This is a genomic window from Ruegeria sp. CL6 (genome assembly GCF_056536465.1).
This window is the reverse complement of record NZ_JBQFPR010000002.1, coordinates 350745-365757: the sequence shown is the minus strand read 5'-3', so window position 1 is coordinate 365757 and position 15013 is coordinate 350745. Positions and strand designations below refer to the sequence as shown.

The following is a 15013-nucleotide window of genomic DNA, read 5'->3' as shown; positions in this document are numbered from 1 at the left end:
CAATAAATTTCTTTTCGATGACTGAGGATAAATGATGTCCCAAAGTCTTTTAAAGTACACGCGTGTTCTGGAAATTGTCGGGGACACAATCAAAGTCAGGGTGCCGCTGGATGGCGAAGCCGATGCCGCGGTTCGGTTCAACGATTTGGCCGTGATTGAAACGGTCGACGGCCACAAAACCTTGGCTCAGGCAATCTTCATCGACCGAGACGTGGTGACCTTGCAGGTGTTCTCGGGCACCAAGGGCATCTCGACCGAGGCGACGGCGACTTTTCTGGGCCACCCGATGCAGACACCCTATTCGTCCAACATTCTGGGCCGCGTCTTTGATGGGGCAGGGGTGGCGATTGATGGCGGGCCGGACTTGTCGTCCGAGCCACGGATAGACATTGGCGGGCCGACCGTGAATCCGTCCGAGCGCGCGGTGCCCAACAAGATGATCCGCACCGACGTACCGATGATCGACGTGTTCAATACGTTGGTGGAAAGCCAGAAAATCCCGATCTTTTCGGTCTCGGGCGAGCCTTTCAACGCCTTCCTCAGCCGGATCGGTATTCAGGCGGACGCCGATATCGTGGTCTTTGGCGGGCTGGGGCTGATCTTTGACGATTACCACACGTTCCGCACGTCGTTCGAGGATGCAGGCGTGTTCTCGCGCACGGTGATGTTCGTCAATCAGGCGATGGATCCGCTGGTCGAACGGTTGCTGGTGCCTGATATGGCGCTGGCTGTGGCCGAGAAATTCGCAGTTGAGGAAGGCAAGCGCGTGCTGGTCCTGCTGACCGACATGACCGCCTATGCCGACGCAATGAAAGAGGTGGGGATCAGTCAGGAACGCGTGCCCTCGCAGCGCGGCTATATGGGCGATCTCTATTCCCAGTTGGCGCGGCGGTATGAGAAAGCGTGCGACTACGCCAAAGGCGGCTCGGTTACGGTTCTGACCGTGACGACGATGCCCGGCAATGATGTGACCCACCCGGTGCCGGACAACACGGGCTATATCACCGAGGGGCAGTTTTACCTGCATTCGGGGGTGATTGACCCGTTCGGTAGCCTTTCACGTCTCAAGCAGAATGTGATTGGTAAAACCACGCGCGAAGATCACGGGCAGATCATGAACACGATGATCCGGTTCTATTCCGAAAGCCGCGATGCCGCGCAGAAACAGGCGATGGCCTTTGATCTGTCGGATTACGATCACCAGTTGCTGAAATTCGGCGCTCTGTTCCGGGCGCGGTTCATGGATATCAATGTCTCGATCCCGCTTGAGGACGCGCTGGATCTGGGGTGGAAGACGCTGGCCGAGTGTTTCCAGCCCGAGCAGTTGCTGATGAAGCAGGCTTTGGTCGACAAGTATTTCCCAAAGGATACCGATGGCGCGGTTGCAGCTGAATAAATCGTCGCTGGCCCGCCAGCAGACGCAGCTGAAAAGCTATGAGCGGTTCCTGCCGTCGCTGGACCTCAAGCGCCAGCAGTTGATGGCGGAACGCGCCAAGGCCCGCGAAAACGTGCAACGCCTGCAGCAAGAGGTGCATGATCTGGCGCAGCAGGTCGGGGAGAAACTGCCGATGCTAGCGCAGCAGGGGGTCGATCTAGACGGGCTGGTGGAGTTGAAGGATTACCAGTTGAAAGAGGTCAACGTGGTCGGCGTCAAGATGCCCGATCTGGACCGGATCGAGGTTTCGGTGCGGCCGTATTCGGTGTTGGCAAAGCCCCATTGGGTCGATGCCGCCGCCAGCTTGCTGCACGACATGATCGAAGCCCGCCTGCGCGTTAAAGTCGCCGAGGAACGGGTGCGCATTTTTGACAAGGCCGTGGCCACGATCACGCAGCGTGTGAACCTGTTCGAGAAGGTTCTGATCCCGCGCGCCAAGGCCAATATCAAAAAAATCCGCATCTATCTGAGCGATGAGCAGATGCAGGCGGTGGTGCGCTCAAAAATCTCCAAGCGCAAACATGCGCAGGAGGCGCTGACATGAGCGTCGCGCGGCTGAAAAAACTGTCTCTTGTTGGCCCGGCCACGCAGAAGGGCGACACGCTGGAGGCGCTGCAAGAGCTTGGCTGTATGCATGTGCTGCCGCTTGCGCCTCCGCCCGCCGAACCGGAAAAGATCAGCGAACGCGGGGCGCGTCATGCGTATAAGGCGCTGCGGTTCCTGACGGATGTGCCCGAACCGCGCCGACAGATTCAACGTGATCCCGCGTTTGAGATGGATCAGTTCGTTCGCGATGTGCTGGACCTGATGCAGCGCACCCGCGATATGACGGATCGCCGGGATTTTCTGGCCTATCGGATCGCGCGGGTTCGTCCTTGGGGGGATCTGGATTTCCCGCCGACCGATGTGCTGGCGGGCAATCGGCTGTGGTTCTACCAGCTTCCCCTGAAACATCGCGAGGCATTGTCGGACATCAATCTGCCTTGGGCGATTTTGCAGGAGGACCATCGGTACATTTACGCCGTTTTGATTGCGTCCGATGATCCGGGCGACGACATCTTGCCGGTGCCGCGTACTCACACCGGGTCTTTGCCGATTCACGAATTGGAAGCGCAACTGGAAGAGGCTGAGATCGCGATTGAAGCGCTTGAGGCCGAACGGGTTGCCCAGACTCGCTATCTGACCCTGATGCGTCGGAACCTGTCAGCGGCAGAAAGTGCTGCGGAACTGGCCCATGCGACCCAGAAGGTCCGCGATGCGGAGGCGATGTTCGCGTTGCAGGGCTGGGTGCCCGAGGACCGCATCGAGGCTGTGCTGGACATGGCCAAATCCAAGGACGCCGCTGTTCTGATCGAAGAGCCGGGGCCAGACGACAATCCGCCGACCCTGCTGGAGCAACCGGAAAACCGAAGCGCGGCAGTTGACCTTGCCCTGTTCTATCAGGTGCCGGGGTACAAGAACTGGGACCCAAGCATCATCGTCGCCGCCTCGTTCGCGTTTTTCTTTGCCATGATCGTGGCGGATGCTGGGTACGGAGCGGTCATTCTGCTGGGCCTGCTGGCGTTCTGGAAACGGATGGGCAAAACGCCGGGCGAAAGGTCCTGGCGCCAATATGGAGTGATCATTTCCGGTGCCACGATTGTCTATGGGGTGCTGGTCGGAAGCTATTTCGGTGCATCACCGGCCGAAGGCACGGTTTGGGCCAAGCTCAAGATTCTGGACCTCAACAACTTTGGCGCGATGATGATGATTTCGATCGTGGTGGGTGTATTGCATCTGGTGTTGGCCAATGCTTTGGCCGCGCGCGCGGCGTGGGGGCAGCGGAGAGCCGTGGCAAACCTCGGCTGGATCGGTGCTTTGATCGGCGGATTTATCCTGTGGCTCAGCTATATGAAGGGCGGGTCGATGGTGCCGGGGGCGGTTGTATTGGCTGCGGGTGTTCTGGCCATTGTCCTGTTCTCAAGCGAGCGGGTGGTCCGCAAACCAATCGATTGGCTTTGGCGCTTGATCGACGGGCTGCAAAGCCTTGCCGGTGCGATGGGTGCCTTTGGCGATGTGCTCAGCTATATGCGGCTGTTTGCGCTGGGGCTGGCCTCGGCGTCGCTTGCGATCACGTTCAATGATCTGGCTGTTTCGGTGATGCAGGCGATGAAGGGTCCGGGCATTCTGTTCGGCCTGCTGATCCTGATCGTCGGCCATATTCTGAACTTCGCCCTCGCGATGATGAGCGGCGTTGTTCACGGATTACGTCTTAATTACATCGAATTCTTTAAATGGGGTCTGCCGGATGAAGGCATCGTCTTTCGCCCGTTCGCCCGCAAGGAGGTACAGGAATGAATGAGCTTGTATTGACATTGGGTTGGCTGGGTATCTACGCGCCAATGGCGTTGGGCGCAGCGGCAAGCGCCATTGGGTGCGCCATCGCTGGGCAGGCCAGCATCGGCGCGATGACGGAAACCGAAGGCGGCTATGGTCGGTTCGTCGGTGTCTCGGCATTCCCGTCTACGATGGTGATCTACGGTATCGTCATCATGTTTACCCTGAACCGCGAGGTGACGCCCGAAAATGCAGGCGGGCTGTTTGGGATCGGTATCCTTTCAGGCATCGCGCTTATGTATTGCGGTATCTGGCAGGGTCGGGCCTGCGCCGCGGCGATCAATGCAACGAAAGAGAAACCTGAAATCTTCGGCTTGGCGCTTGCTCCGGCGGCGATCATTGAGGGGTTTGGCGTTTTCGCTTTCGTATTCGCATTGGTCATCAGCGCGGGGATTAGCTGATGGCACAGGATGGCATGATCTCTCACGGCGTTGATGCCCTGATCGACAAGCTGCGAAATGACGGGGTTGCCGCTGGTCAGGCAGAGGCCGAGAAGTTGCGCGCCGAGGCTAAGGCTGAGGCCGCCAAGATCCTCGCAGATGCCAAGCGCGAGGCTGAGGCGCATCAGAAGAAAGCCCGCGCCGACTCGGACAATTACCGCGCCGCTGGAGAAGAGGCGCTGAACACCGCGATGCGCGACGCCGTGTTGACCATGAAAGCCGGTCTGACCGACCGCTTCCGCAAGGATGTCGAGCGCCTCGTCACCAAGGAAATGGCCGATCCTGAGATGCTGAAACAGATGATCCTTGAGGTTGTAGGGCGGGCAGCAGCAGGTGCCAAGCTGGACGGTAAAGTGCAGGTGATCCTGCCCGCGAAAGTGGCCACTCAGGAAGATATCAAGCAGAACGCCGACGATATCCAGTCCGGTAAATTGACCAAGTATGTGCTGGGTTTGACAGCCGAAATGCTGCGGGAACAAGTCGAATTGCACGCGCCAGACGATACGCAGGATGGCATCCGAATTCAGGCCGAGGAACAGGGCGTCGTGCTGGACCTCACCGACAAAGCCGTGGCCTCGCTGTTGATGGAGCATCTGCAACCCAGATTCCGCGCCGTGCTGGAAGGTGTGATCCGCTGATATGTCGGACCCGGACGCCTATATCGCGCTGATCAGCAGTTTGCCCGGCTCGGAACGGTTGTTTGTTGCCAAGCAGCCGCCTCTGTCACGACTGCGGCTGGATCGCCGGTTGAAGGCGTTGGCACCCGAAGATGCGCGGGTTCTGCGCGTGTTGGAGCACGCTCTGAACTGGAACGATTACGACATGGGCGTCACGGACGATCAGGCGATTGAGCGTTGCAAGACGGCGTTGGATGACATCCCGCAACCGACATTGAAAAAGCTGCTTATCGAACGGATGGACTTGCGGACCGTCGTTGCCGCGTTACGACTTCGGGATCGGGGGGAGGCACCGCCTGCCACATCCTTTGGTTTCGGACGATGGAGCCACCATATCCCCGCACATTGGAATGATCCCGGTTTCGGGTTGGATGCAGCCATGCCCTGGATCAAAGAGGCTCGTCAATTGTTGGAATCCAAGGATCCGCTGGGGCTGGAAAGACTGCTTTTGTCGATAAGTCACAAACAGTTAAAGCGCCACGCCGCACGGCACATTTTCGATTTTGAGGCCGTGGCGATCTATGTGCTGATCTGGAATATTTTCGACCGCTGGGCGCAAAGCAGCGCACAGGAGGCGGCAGCACGATTTGAAAAACTGGCGCAACAGGCCATGGCCGACGTCGCCGATATCGACTTTGAGGGAGCTTACGCATGACCGCCCCAACTCCATCCACTCAAACTGCCACCGCCCGTGTTGTCTCGGTCCAGGAGGGACTGGTTCAGATCGAAGCAAAACCGGACGCAGAAGGTCACCCCGGACAGTTGGTCAAAAACGAGGTCGTCTTTATCCTGCCGACACGCCTCGGCCCCGGAGGTCGTCAGGAACGCCTGAAGGCCGAAGTTCTGCGCGTGCGCGGGGACACGGCGGACGTGCAGGTCTATGAAAGCACGGATGGCGTCGCTGTGGGCGATCCGGTCGAACAATCGGGCCAGTTGCTGTCGGTCGAACTGGGGCCGGGATTGTTGGGGCAGGTGTTTGACGGCCTGCAATCCCCTTTGCCGAAAGTCGCGTCCGAGTTCGGCACCTTCCTGCCGCGCGGTGCGGACGTGGCTCCGTTGGATGATCAGGCCAAGTGGTCGTTCTCACCGACTGTCAAGGTTGGCGATACCGTTCAAGCTGGGGACAGTATCGGAACGGTGCCCGAGGGCAGGTTTGAACATAAGATCATGCTGCCGTTCAACTGGGTTGGCGACTATAAAGTTGTCTGGGTCCAGAAGGGCGCGGCCACGATTCACGATATCGTGGCGCGGCTTGAGGATGAACAGGGCGGAGAGCATACTCTGACCCTCTCACAGAAATGGCCGGTGCGACGTCCATTGCCCGAGGGCGTTCTGAAACGCGCACTGTCCGAGAGGCTTTATCCAACCGAGCCGGTCCTGACATCTCAGCGCCTGATCGACACGTTCTTCCCCATTGCCCGGGGCGGAACCGCCTGTATTCCGGGGCCGTTTGGAGCTGGCAAGACAGTTTTGCAGAACCTGATCGCCCGAAACGCCCAGGTGGACATCGTCATCGTTGTCGCCTGCGGAGAACGCGCAGGTGAGGTGGTTGAAACCATTAGTGAATTCCCAAAGATGACCGACCCGACCTCGGGTGGCAGCCTCATGGACCGGACGATCATCATCTGTAACACGTCGTCCATGCCCGTCGCTGCGCGCGAGGCGTCGATTTTCACCGGCATTACTCTGGGCGAGTATTACCGCCAGATGGGGTATGACGTTCTGTTGATCGCCGACAGTACAAGCCGCTGGGCGCAGGCCATGCGTGAGACGTCCGGCAAGCTGGAAGAGATTCCGGGCGAAGAGGGGTTTCCCGCCTATTTGGAAAGCTCGATCAAAGGGTTGTACGAACGCGCGGGCGCCTTGAAGACCAATGATGGCGATCTGGGCAGCCTGACCTTGATCGGGACAGTCTCACCCGCTGGCGGCAATTTTGACGAACCGGTCACTCAGTCGACCCTGTCTACGGTGAAATGCTTCCTCGGCCTGTCGTCCGAGCGGGCCTATAAACGATTCTATCCAGCGGTGGACCCGATGCTCAGCTGGTCGCGTTATCTGGATCAATTGTCTGACTGGTACGATGCCAACGCCGAAGCAGGGTGGACTGGGAAGGTTCGTGATCTTCTGGCTTTGATCGAAAAGGGCGAGCAGGTCGACCAGATGATGCAGGTGACGGGCGAAGAGGGCGTCACGATTGAGGACTTTGTCACTCAGCAAAAGGCGCTGTTCGTGGACATGGTGTACCTGCAGCAAGATGCGTTCGATAAGGTGGATGCGACTGTGCCTCTTGAGCGGCAGAAGATGACGTTCAAGCTGGTCTACGGCGTGACGCAATCCAGCGCGGAATTCACTGACAAGGCAGAGGTGCGGCAGGTCTTTACCCAACTGACGGGTTTGATGAAGAATTTCCACTACGCGGCTGAAAACACGCCGGAGTTCAAATCCACATGGGGTCAGATCCAAGACCTGTGCCGCGATAAATTCGGAGTGTAAGGAAGTGGTAGCCCGTAGGGGAATCGAACCCCTCTTTCCAGGTTGAAAACCTGGCGTCCTAACCGATAGACGAACGGGCCATTTAGGCGATACAAGCACAAGTGGTAGCCCGTAGGGGAATCGAACCCCTCTTTCCAGGTTGAAAACCTGGCGTCCTAACCGATAGACGAACGGGCCACGTTAGCTTGTGGAGCGCCTTTTACGGTTTACCTATCACCCCCGCAAGCCGAAAAATGCAGGGATGTGAAAGTTTTTTGGCAGGGCCGGGCGCGGGGCTAATGGGCCTCGGCCGCGTCCTCTAGCCTGAGCTGCACGGATTGCCGTCCGCCCCATGTGTTGACCTCAAGCCGTCCGGCGAAATGGAACCGCGCGCCGCCGTGGTTGGACAGCTTTTCACCCATCGGCCCGTCGAACGCGCCAAAGGCGATTGCGTCGAGCCCTGCGCCCACGCCATCGGACAATGACAGTTTCAGATGTGATTCGCCCACACGCTTGGCAAAGCGCACTTGCAGATCGGGCAGGGCGTAACGTGGGGCAGGGGCGCTGGCCCCAAACGGGCCTGCTTTTTCAATCTGTTCGATCAGGTCCACCGTGGCCGCGCCCGGCATCAGGGTGCCGTCCAGTTTCAGGTCAGCCGGACCGCCTTCGCCCGCGCCTTGTTTGGCCAGCAACTCGGACAGCCGCGCCATAGCCGGCTCCAATTGATCGCGCATCACGGTCAGCCCGGCAGCCATCTTGTGCCCGCCGCCTTTGACCAGCAGACCCTCGGCCGCCAAGCGCTGAATCGAGGCCCCCAGATCGACGCCTGAAACCGAACGGCCCGATCCTTTGCCCTCATCCCCGTCAAAACCGATCACGATGGCGGGGCGGTTCGCGGCCTCTTTCAGACGCGAGGCAACGATACCCACAACGCCCGGATGCCAGCCTTCACCCGCCGCCCAGACCAACGGCGCGTCCAACCCGCTTTCTTCGGCCTGTTCCATGGCGGCCGCGCGCACGGCGTTTTCAATATCGCGACGTTCGGTATTCAATTCGTTCAGCCGCTGCGAGAGCGCCTCGGCCTCATGTACCGATTCGGTGCTGAGCAGCCGCGCGCCAAGATCGGCCTGACCGATCCGCCCTCCGGCATTCACGCGCGGTCCAAGAAGAAACCCCAGGTGATAGCTGTTGGGGGCCGAATCCATCCGCGCCACATCCGACAAGGCCACCAGACCGGGCCGCTGCCGCTGGGCCATCACCTTCAACCCTTGCCGCACAAGCGCCCGGTTCGCCCCGATCAGAGGGGCCACATCCGCCACAGTCGCCAACGCCACCAGATCCAGCAGAGAGATCAGGTCCGGCCCCTTGGCCCCGGCCTCGCGCAGTTGCCGCCCGGCCTCGACCAGCATCAGAAAGACGACACCAGCCGCGCAGAGGTAACCAAGATCGCCGCTTTCATCCTGCCGGTTCGGGTTCACCACAGCCACGCAATCGGGCAGGGTCTCGCCGCCCAAATGGTGATCCAGCACAATCACATCCGCGCCTTTAGCCGCCGCAATCGGTTCATGGCTGAGCGTGCCGCAATCGACGCAGATGATCAGGTCGTGACGCGCGGCAAGTTCCTGCATCGCGGGCACGTTGGGGCCATAGCCCTCGTCAATCCGGTCGGGGACATAAAGCGTTGCCTGAAGCCCCATCTGCCGCAGCCAGACCAGCAACAAAGCCGCCGAACTGCCGCCATCCACGTCGTAATCGGCAAAAACGGCAATCCGCTGCTTGGTGCGCACCGCCGTCAGAAAACGGGTGGCGGCGACCTCCATATCCTTCATCGCGCGCGGATCAGGCAGCAGTTCCTTCAGCTTGGGGTCCAGAAACCCGGTGGCCTCCATTGCGGGAACTCCACGCCGTGCCAGAACCTGACAGACCGCACGCGGCAGACCCGCCTGTTGCACCAACATCTCGGTCGCGCGTTCCACATCCGCCGAAGGGCCGACCCAGCGCCGCCCGGACAAAGACTGTTCAACCCCTAGAAAGCTCATGACCTGCCCCTGATATGCCAAGGCCGGACCCTCTCGGACCCGGCCTTTGTGTCTTTATGGATCGACTTGCACACCCGATTAGGCGTTGTCGTGCGACCACATCGGCGTGCGATAGGACATGCGCCGGACCGATCCGGTTTTCGACCGCATCAGCAAGGTGGTGGTCTCAACCCAGCCCGGCTCGCGTTTGATACGCGGCAGCAGAGAGCCGCCGGTCACGCCGGTTGCGGCAAAGATAACGTCTGCCGTTACCATTTCATCCCGTGCATATACGCGGTCCAGATCGGTGATGCCCGCCTTGGCCGCACGTCCACGTTCGTCATCGTTGCGGAACAGCAGGCGGCCAAAAATCTGACCGCCCATGCATTTCAGAGCGGCAGCAGCCAGCACACCTTCGGGCGCGCCGCCTTGACCCATATACATGTCGATGCCGGTTACTTCGCTTTCGGCGCAGTGCATCACGCCAGCAACGTCACCGTCGGTGATCAGACGGATCGACGCGCCGGTTTCGCGCACCTCGGCGATCATTGCCTCATGACGGGGGCGCTCAAGAATGCAGACGGTAATGTCGGCAGGCTCACACCCCTTTGCCTTGGCCAGAGCTTCAACCCGTTCACGCGGGCTCATGTCCAGGTTGACGACACCCTCGGGGAAGCCCGGGCCAACGGCCAGCTTGTCCATGTAGACGTCAGGCGCGTGCAGCATTGAACCACGCGGACCCATAGCGATAACGGTCAGCGCGTTGGGCATGTCCTTGGCGGTGAGCGTGGTGCCTTCCAGAGGGTCCAGCGCGATATCAACGCCGGGGCCGTTGCCGGTGCCAACCTCTTCGCCGATAAACAGCATCGGCGCTTCGTCGCGTTCGCCCTCACCGATGACAACGACACCTGCGATGTCCAGCAGGTTCAATTGTTCGCGCATGGCGTTCACAGCGGCCTGATCTGCGGCCTTTTCATCTCCACGCCCCACCAGAGATGCCGACGCGAGTGCAGCCTGTTCTGCCACCCGTGCAAGGCCCAGTGACAGCAGGCGGTCGTTGAAATCAATCTTGGCAGCACTCATTTTTCAGTATCCTTAGCTCAGTATGGGCGTTTTCTAGGGCATATCCTGCGTCTTGTGCAGGTCGCAAGGGTCAAACTTCTTCAATCCGCAGCGCAACGGGCTCTCCGGCAACAACGTCAGTCTCGCGGAATCCTTCCAGCGCAACGTCGAGCGTGGCTCGGGTCGTTTTGTGCGTGACGATCAAAACAGGCGCGGTGCTTTCTGAATGTCCGTATTGACGCATCCGGTCGATGGACACACCGGCATCACCCAGAATAGCGGCAACTTTGGCCAGCGCACCGGGTTTGTCGAGCAACGCAAGACGCAGGTAATAAGGCGCAGGCAGGCCCGTAATCGCCGGGGCCGCATTCTGAAGCGATGTGGCAGGGCGTCCAAACGTCGGAATTTGCAGTCCGCGCGCCAGATCGCAGATATCTCCCATCACTGCACTGGCCGTTGGTCCTTCGCCAGCGCCGGGGCCGCGCAGGACAACCTGTTCCACTGCGTCGCCTTCGATCACGACCATGTTCGTCCCGCCTTCGAGCTGTCCCAAAGGTGAGCCGCTGGGCACCAGACAGGGCTGCATCCGCTGTTCCAGCCCGCGCGCCGTTCGCTGTGCGACGCCCAACAGCTTGATCCGGTATCCCATGTCATCTGCCTGATGGATGTCGTCGAGGCTGATTTGCTGGATGCCTTCGATCTCGATCCCGTCGAAGTTCGGCTTGGTGCCAAAGGCGATCGAAGACAGCAGGGCCAGTTTGTGCGCGGCGTCGATGCCGCCGACATCCAGATTTGGATCGGCCTCAAGATATCCCAACTGCGCGCATTCCTCGAACAGAGCGTTATAGCCGAGTTCCTGCGACTGCATTCGCGTCAGGATATAGTTGCACGTGCCGTTCATCACCCCCATCACGCGGGTGATCTCGTTGCCAGCAAGCCCTTCGGTCAGGGATTTGATGACCGGAATACCACCGGCGACGGCGGCTTCAAAACGAATGACACGGCCAGCGGCCTCGGCCTTTTCCGCCAGTTCCTGACCATGGATTGCCAGCAGCGCCTTGTTCGCGGTGACCACATCTTTGCCGCTTGCCAGCGCAGCCTCGACCGAGGCTTTGGCAGGGCCGTTTTCGCCGCCCATCAATTCGACAAACACGTCGATATCATCGCGCTTGGCCAAAGCGACCGGGTCGGTTTCCCAGCCGTAGTCCGACAGGTTGACGCCACGGTCCTTGCTTGCGTCTCGTGCGGACACAGCCACGATTTCCACTGCGCGTCCTGTCCGCGCCTGCAACAGGTCCGCATGACGGCGCACGATCTTGACGACGCCCACGCCGACTGTTCCCAAGCCCGCAATTCCCAGCCGCAGCGCCTGTGTCATCCCGTGGGTTCCTTTCCGCTCGAAATTCTTGAATGACGGGTTTCGCCCGTTCAACGCTGCCTTAGCGGGTTCGGCGAAAGGGTGCAATGCGTGGTGCGCCACGACAAACACTTGGTCAGTTGATTTGTTCGCTTTGCAGCCGATCCGCCTTTTTCTGCAGCTCATCGCGTCGCGCTGTCAGGTCTTCTTCAACCTCGGACGCTTCGTTGACCGGGTCTATTGGTGGCCCAAGGTTTTCCTGCAAAGGTATCAGTTTGGGGTAGCGTGCCGATTTCAAGCTGGCCGGTTCGCTGTCGTCCAGTTCTGAAAAATCAGCACAAGCTGCACAGCAGAGCATCAAGATCAGTAGTGGCAACGGTTTCATGCTAGCCCCATAGGTAATCCGTGATCCCGTGATGCACCTTTTGAAGTGTTCGTTCAAGGAGGGTTCTATCTGAACAAACGTTCATATACTGTTGAGATATGGCACGCACACAAGGTTCACATTCCGATATTACCGGCCCTCGTATTCGCAAAGCAGCACTCAAACTGTTCGCGCGACATGGCTATGCAGCGGTTTCCATGCGTCAGATTGCGGCGGATGTCGGCGTGCAGGCAGGGGCGTTGTACAACTACACCCCGGATAAGCAGAGTCTTTTATACCGGTTGATGTACGACCACATGAAAGATCTGCTTTCGACCTACGCCAACTTGGACAAACCTGAAAACGCAGAGGAAGCCCTGCGCCGGTTTGTCGGTTTCCACATACGCTTTCACCTTGAACGGCCCGACGAAGTTTTCATCGCCTATATGGAATTGCGCAACCTGACCCCCGACAATTTCACGGAGATCGAGGCCTTGCGGCGCGACTACGAAGACTCGCTCGAAACTATCCTCCAGCAGGGGCAGGCGGCAGGTTTGTTCGCGATCACGGACACGAAAATTGCAACATTGGCGGTTATTGCCATGCTGAACGGCGTGATGACGTGGTATCGCGCTGGCGGACGCCTTTCCTTGGATGAGGTCGAGCGAGTCTATTGGGACATGGTCCGACGGTCAGTGACCGCGTGATCAATGAGCGGGCTGAATGAAGGTGCCGTTACGCAACTCTCTGAATGCCTGCTCAAGCTCGGCCTGGGTGTTCATGACAATCGGCCCATGCCACGCAACCGGTTCGTCTATCGGTGCGCCGGAAATCAGCAGAAATCGCACACCTTCAGGGCCGGCCTGAACGGTGATTTCATCTCCGGTTCCGAAGCGAACCAGTGTCCGGTCGCCTGACATATCGCGGATATTGACCTCTTGCCCCGCGACTTCCTTCTCTAGCAGAACACCGGTGGGTTGAGATGCGTCCGCAAATGCGGCTTGCCCCTGAAAAACATAGGCAAATGCCCTGCGGTAGGTGTCGATGCGAAATGTCTTTTTCACACCGGCTGGAATCTGAATATCAAGATACTGCGGATCGGCGGCGATACCGTCTACCGGACCGGTCTTTCCCCAGAACTCGCCGACAATCACACGAACTGTTGTTCCATCGTCATCCGTGATCTCGGGGATGTCTTGGCTTTGAACATCCTGATACCGCGGAGCCGTCATTTTCTGGTCAGACGGCAAGTTGCCCCACAGTTGAAACCCGTGCATCTGACCCACCGCGTTCCCTTTTGGCATCTCTTGGTGAAGGATTCCCGAGCCAGCGGTCATCCACTGCACGTCACCTGCGCCCAGCGTTCCGGAATTTCCCAGTGAGTCCGAGTGCTCAACCGTTCCAGACAAGACATACGTGATCGTTTCTATGCCCCGATGAGGGTGCCATGGGAATCCAGCCTGATAGTCCTGCGGGCGCTCGTTCCGAAAATCGTCAAACAGAAGAAACGGGTCAAGTTCGGACGGATCCTGAAACCCGAACGCGCGATGCAGTTTGACGCCTGCGCCCTCCATCGTTGGTACGGATTTTCGGGTTTCCAAGGTTGGTCTTAGTGACATTGCAGCCTCCTGATACTTCGCTGATCATGTAATCTGTGCGCAATCAGCGTCAATTTGCGGTCGGGCACGTACAGTGTGCAAAAATTCGCAGTGACGCCCCCTCTGTTGTTTGCCGTGGAAAGCCGCTACACCCGGTCAAAACCAAGCAGGGGATGGACATGCAGCAAGAAGTTCTGGCCAAGGTAAAGGCGTCGACACCCAGACGATGGCTAGGCGTCGGCATGTTGGCTGTGGTTGGTGCAATGGTGTTGTACGTGGCTATGGCAACGCCGCCGGAACCCGTGTGGCAAGTATTCCTGTTTGTCGTCGGAGCTGCCGCTTTTTGGCTTGCCTATCGTATGTGGCATGCGACGGATGACTGGATCGAATTGACGCAAACAGAGCTACGAACCGGAACGGGCAGGGTGATAGCACGGGTTCAGGACATCGAAGCCGTTGATCGGGGTGTGTTCGCTTTCAAACCGTCCAACGGGTTTCTTGTTCGCACCCGCACCAAAGAAGAAAACGCCTGGGCACCGGGGCTATGGTGGCGCCTTGGGCAACGTGTCGGCATAGGTGGAATGACCGCCGCAGCGGAAACCAAGTTCATGTCGGAAATGCTGTCTGCGATGATCGCAGAAAGAGCCTGAATCAGACGTCGGCGGCGATCTCGTTGGTAAAGCGAGGCCGCGTAAACACAAAGTTCTGGAAAGTATAGTCGTCGGAGACCCAACCTGATCCGAAGACGGGATCATACTTGTTAGATGTCTCAACAATGATCAGCGTGTCCTGATCCGGCATCGGCGGCAGGCTTGTCCGCATATTTTCGATGTTGCCGTCATCCCAAACTTCGTCGAAGCCGCGTTGCGTTGACCACCTTACGTAGTGCCGGTCATCTTCTTCATCAAAAACGATAAGCGTCACACGCAGCTTCATTTCTGAACCGTTGTTGACCATGCGCAATGTCAGTTCGTGAAGCGAGTCGATATAAGTGTCGGTTATCGTTTGTGTTTCACGCGAAATAAGGTCACCGATCGTATAGGCTGCCTTCAAGTTGGACGCGCTTTGGCGAAATCCGTCAAAAAATGTGAAAGCCCCCGTGACGGTCCACAGCATCATAGGGAAAATCAGAACAGCTTCGACCGTGAGCAGCCCGCTTTCATCGCGTGCGGTTCGGGTGAAAAATTTTCTCAACATCGCGGTAAGAGACATCG

The 15013-nt window shown here is 58.7% G+C and carries 15 protein-coding genes and 2 tRNA genes; 9 read left to right on the top strand and 8 right to left on the bottom strand.

The features are described from left to right. Positions 1 to 34: 34 nt before the first annotated feature. The 7 genes from ACR0LH_RS06785 to ACR0LH_RS06755 are packed head-to-tail and all read left to right on the top strand — an operon-like array spanning position 35 to position 7421. On the top strand, positions 35 to 1396 hold the full coding sequence (locus ACR0LH_RS06785) for a V-type ATP synthase subunit B (protein WP_480720209.1): 1362 nt from the start codon (positions 35 to 37) through the stop codon (positions 1394 to 1396). Continuing rightward, the gene (locus ACR0LH_RS06780; RefSeq protein WP_480720207.1) at positions 1374 to 1979 is read left to right on the top strand and encodes a V-type ATP synthase subunit D; all 606 of its coding nucleotides are present in this window, start codon (positions 1374 to 1376) and stop codon (positions 1977 to 1979) included. Before ACR0LH_RS06785 ends, ACR0LH_RS06780 begins: the two co-directional genes overlap by 23 nt. After that, positions 1976 to 3772 (top strand): V-type ATP synthase subunit I, encoded by a 1797-nt coding sequence (locus ACR0LH_RS06775; protein WP_480720206.1) that lies wholly within the window; start codon positions 1976 to 1978, stop codon positions 3770 to 3772. Before ACR0LH_RS06780 ends, ACR0LH_RS06775 begins: the two co-directional genes overlap by 4 nt. Next, positions 3769 to 4212, top strand: a complete 444-nt coding sequence (locus ACR0LH_RS06770) for an ATP synthase subunit C (protein WP_170383554.1) — start codon at positions 3769 to 3771, stop codon at positions 4210 to 4212. Before ACR0LH_RS06775 ends, ACR0LH_RS06770 begins: the two co-directional genes overlap by 4 nt. After that, positions 4212 to 4889, top strand: a complete 678-nt coding sequence (locus ACR0LH_RS06765; protein WP_480720205.1) for a hypothetical protein — start codon at positions 4212 to 4214, stop codon at positions 4887 to 4889. Before ACR0LH_RS06770 ends, ACR0LH_RS06765 begins: the two co-directional genes overlap by 1 nt. 1 nt (position 4890) lies before the next feature. Next, complete coding sequence (locus tag ACR0LH_RS06760) at positions 4891 to 5583, top strand: hypothetical protein (RefSeq protein ID WP_480720204.1); 693 nt, start codon at positions 4891 to 4893, stop codon at positions 5581 to 5583. After that, positions 5580 to 7421, top strand: coding sequence for a V-type ATP synthase subunit A (locus tag ACR0LH_RS06755; protein ID WP_170562658.1), 1842 nt, complete (start codon positions 5580 to 5582; stop codon positions 7419 to 7421). The genes ACR0LH_RS06760 and ACR0LH_RS06755 overlap by 4 nt, the downstream gene beginning before the upstream one ends. 5 nt (positions 7422 to 7426) lie before the next feature. Here the strand turns inward: ACR0LH_RS06755 and ACR0LH_RS06750 are convergent. From ACR0LH_RS06750 to ACR0LH_RS06725, 6 genes are all read right to left on the bottom strand, one after another. Then, positions 7427 to 7501 (bottom strand) — tRNA-Glu (locus tag ACR0LH_RS06750). Positions 7502 to 7523: 22 nt separating this feature from the next. Continuing rightward, positions 7524 to 7598, bottom strand: a tRNA-Glu gene (locus ACR0LH_RS06745). 98 nt (positions 7599 to 7696) lie between these two features. Next, positions 7697 to 9439 (bottom strand): single-stranded-DNA-specific exonuclease RecJ, encoded by a 1743-nt coding sequence (gene recJ, locus ACR0LH_RS06740; protein WP_480720203.1) that lies wholly within the window; start codon positions 9437 to 9439, stop codon positions 7697 to 7699. A gap of 78 nt (positions 9440 to 9517) precedes the next feature. Continuing rightward, positions 9518 to 10501 (bottom strand): class II fructose-bisphosphatase, encoded by a 984-nt coding sequence (gene glpX, locus ACR0LH_RS06735; RefSeq protein WP_480720201.1) that lies wholly within the window; start codon positions 10499 to 10501, stop codon positions 9518 to 9520. A gap of 70 nt (positions 10502 to 10571) precedes the next feature. Next, positions 10572 to 11858, bottom strand: coding sequence for a homoserine dehydrogenase (locus ACR0LH_RS06730; RefSeq protein WP_170482884.1), 1287 nt, complete (start codon positions 11856 to 11858; stop codon positions 10572 to 10574). A gap of 115 nt (positions 11859 to 11973) precedes the next feature. Next, positions 11974 to 12222 (bottom strand): hypothetical protein, encoded by a 249-nt coding sequence (locus tag ACR0LH_RS06725; RefSeq protein ID WP_170482881.1) that lies wholly within the window; start codon positions 12220 to 12222, stop codon positions 11974 to 11976. Between the two features lie 98 nt (positions 12223 to 12320). Between ACR0LH_RS06725 and ACR0LH_RS06720 the strand changes: the two genes are divergently transcribed. Continuing rightward, positions 12321 to 12908 (top strand): TetR/AcrR family transcriptional regulator, encoded by a 588-nt coding sequence (locus tag ACR0LH_RS06720; protein WP_170383568.1) that lies wholly within the window; start codon positions 12321 to 12323, stop codon positions 12906 to 12908. Here the strand turns inward: ACR0LH_RS06720 and ACR0LH_RS06715 are convergent, their stop codons facing one another. Continuing rightward, positions 12909 to 13820, bottom strand: coding sequence for a pirin family protein (locus ACR0LH_RS06715; protein ID WP_170482878.1), 912 nt, complete (start codon positions 13818 to 13820; stop codon positions 12909 to 12911). A gap of 158 nt (positions 13821 to 13978) precedes the next feature. On the opposite strand from ACR0LH_RS06715, the gene ACR0LH_RS06710 reads away from it, so the two are divergent. After that, the gene (locus tag ACR0LH_RS06710) at positions 13979 to 14449 is read left to right on the top strand and encodes a hypothetical protein (protein WP_480720199.1); all 471 of its coding nucleotides are present in this window, start codon (positions 13979 to 13981) and stop codon (positions 14447 to 14449) included. Position 14450: 1 nt separating this feature from the next. Here the strand turns inward: ACR0LH_RS06710 and ACR0LH_RS06705 are convergent, their stop codons facing one another. Further along, on the bottom strand, positions 14451 to 15011 hold the full coding sequence (locus tag ACR0LH_RS06705; RefSeq protein ID WP_480720198.1) for a TadE/TadG family type IV pilus assembly protein: 561 nt from the start codon (positions 15009 to 15011) through the stop codon (positions 14451 to 14453). Between the last annotated feature and the right edge of the window lie 2 nt (positions 15012 to 15013).

Excerpts from the sequence above, each read along its gene's own strand:
- ACR0LH_RS06785 (WP_480720209.1), top strand. The coding sequence starts at position 35 with ATGTCCCAAAGTCTTTTAAAGTACACGCGTGTTCTGGAAATTGTCGGG.
- ACR0LH_RS06780 (WP_480720207.1), top strand. The coding sequence starts at position 1,374 with ATGGCGCGGTTGCAGCTGAATAAATCGTCGCTGGCCCGCCAGCAGACG.
- ACR0LH_RS06775 (WP_480720206.1), top strand. The coding sequence starts at position 1,976 with ATGAGCGTCGCGCGGCTGAAAAAACTGTCTCTTGTTGGCCCGGCCACG.
- ACR0LH_RS06770 (WP_170383554.1), top strand. The coding sequence starts at position 3,769 with ATGAATGAGCTTGTATTGACATTGGGTTGGCTGGGTATCTACGCGCCA.
- ACR0LH_RS06765 (WP_480720205.1), top strand. The coding sequence starts at position 4,212 with ATGGCACAGGATGGCATGATCTCTCACGGCGTTGATGCCCTGATCGAC.
- ACR0LH_RS06760 (WP_480720204.1), top strand. The coding sequence starts at position 4,891 with ATGTCGGACCCGGACGCCTATATCGCGCTGATCAGCAGTTTGCCCGGC.
- ACR0LH_RS06755 (WP_170562658.1), top strand. The coding sequence starts at position 5,580 with ATGACCGCCCCAACTCCATCCACTCAAACTGCCACCGCCCGTGTTGTC.
- recJ (WP_480720203.1), bottom strand. The coding sequence starts at position 9,439 with ATGAGCTTTCTAGGGGTTGAACAGTCTTTGTCCGGGCGGCGCTGGGTC.
- glpX (WP_480720201.1), bottom strand. The coding sequence starts at position 10,501 with ATGAGTGCTGCCAAGATTGATTTCAACGACCGCCTGCTGTCACTGGGC.
- ACR0LH_RS06730 (WP_170482884.1), bottom strand. The coding sequence starts at position 11,858 with ATGACACAGGCGCTGCGGCTGGGAATTGCGGGCTTGGGAACAGTCGGC.
- ACR0LH_RS06725 (WP_170482881.1), bottom strand. The coding sequence starts at position 12,222 with ATGAAACCGTTGCCACTACTGATCTTGATGCTCTGCTGTGCAGCTTGT.
- ACR0LH_RS06720 (WP_170383568.1), top strand. The coding sequence starts at position 12,321 with ATGGCACGCACACAAGGTTCACATTCCGATATTACCGGCCCTCGTATT.
- ACR0LH_RS06715 (WP_170482878.1), bottom strand. The coding sequence starts at position 13,820 with ATGTCACTAAGACCAACCTTGGAAACCCGAAAATCCGTACCAACGATG.
- ACR0LH_RS06710 (WP_480720199.1), top strand. The coding sequence starts at position 13,979 with ATGCAGCAAGAAGTTCTGGCCAAGGTAAAGGCGTCGACACCCAGACGA.
- ACR0LH_RS06705 (WP_480720198.1), bottom strand. The coding sequence starts at position 15,011 with ATGTCTCTTACCGCGATGTTGAGAAAATTTTTCACCCGAACCGCACGC.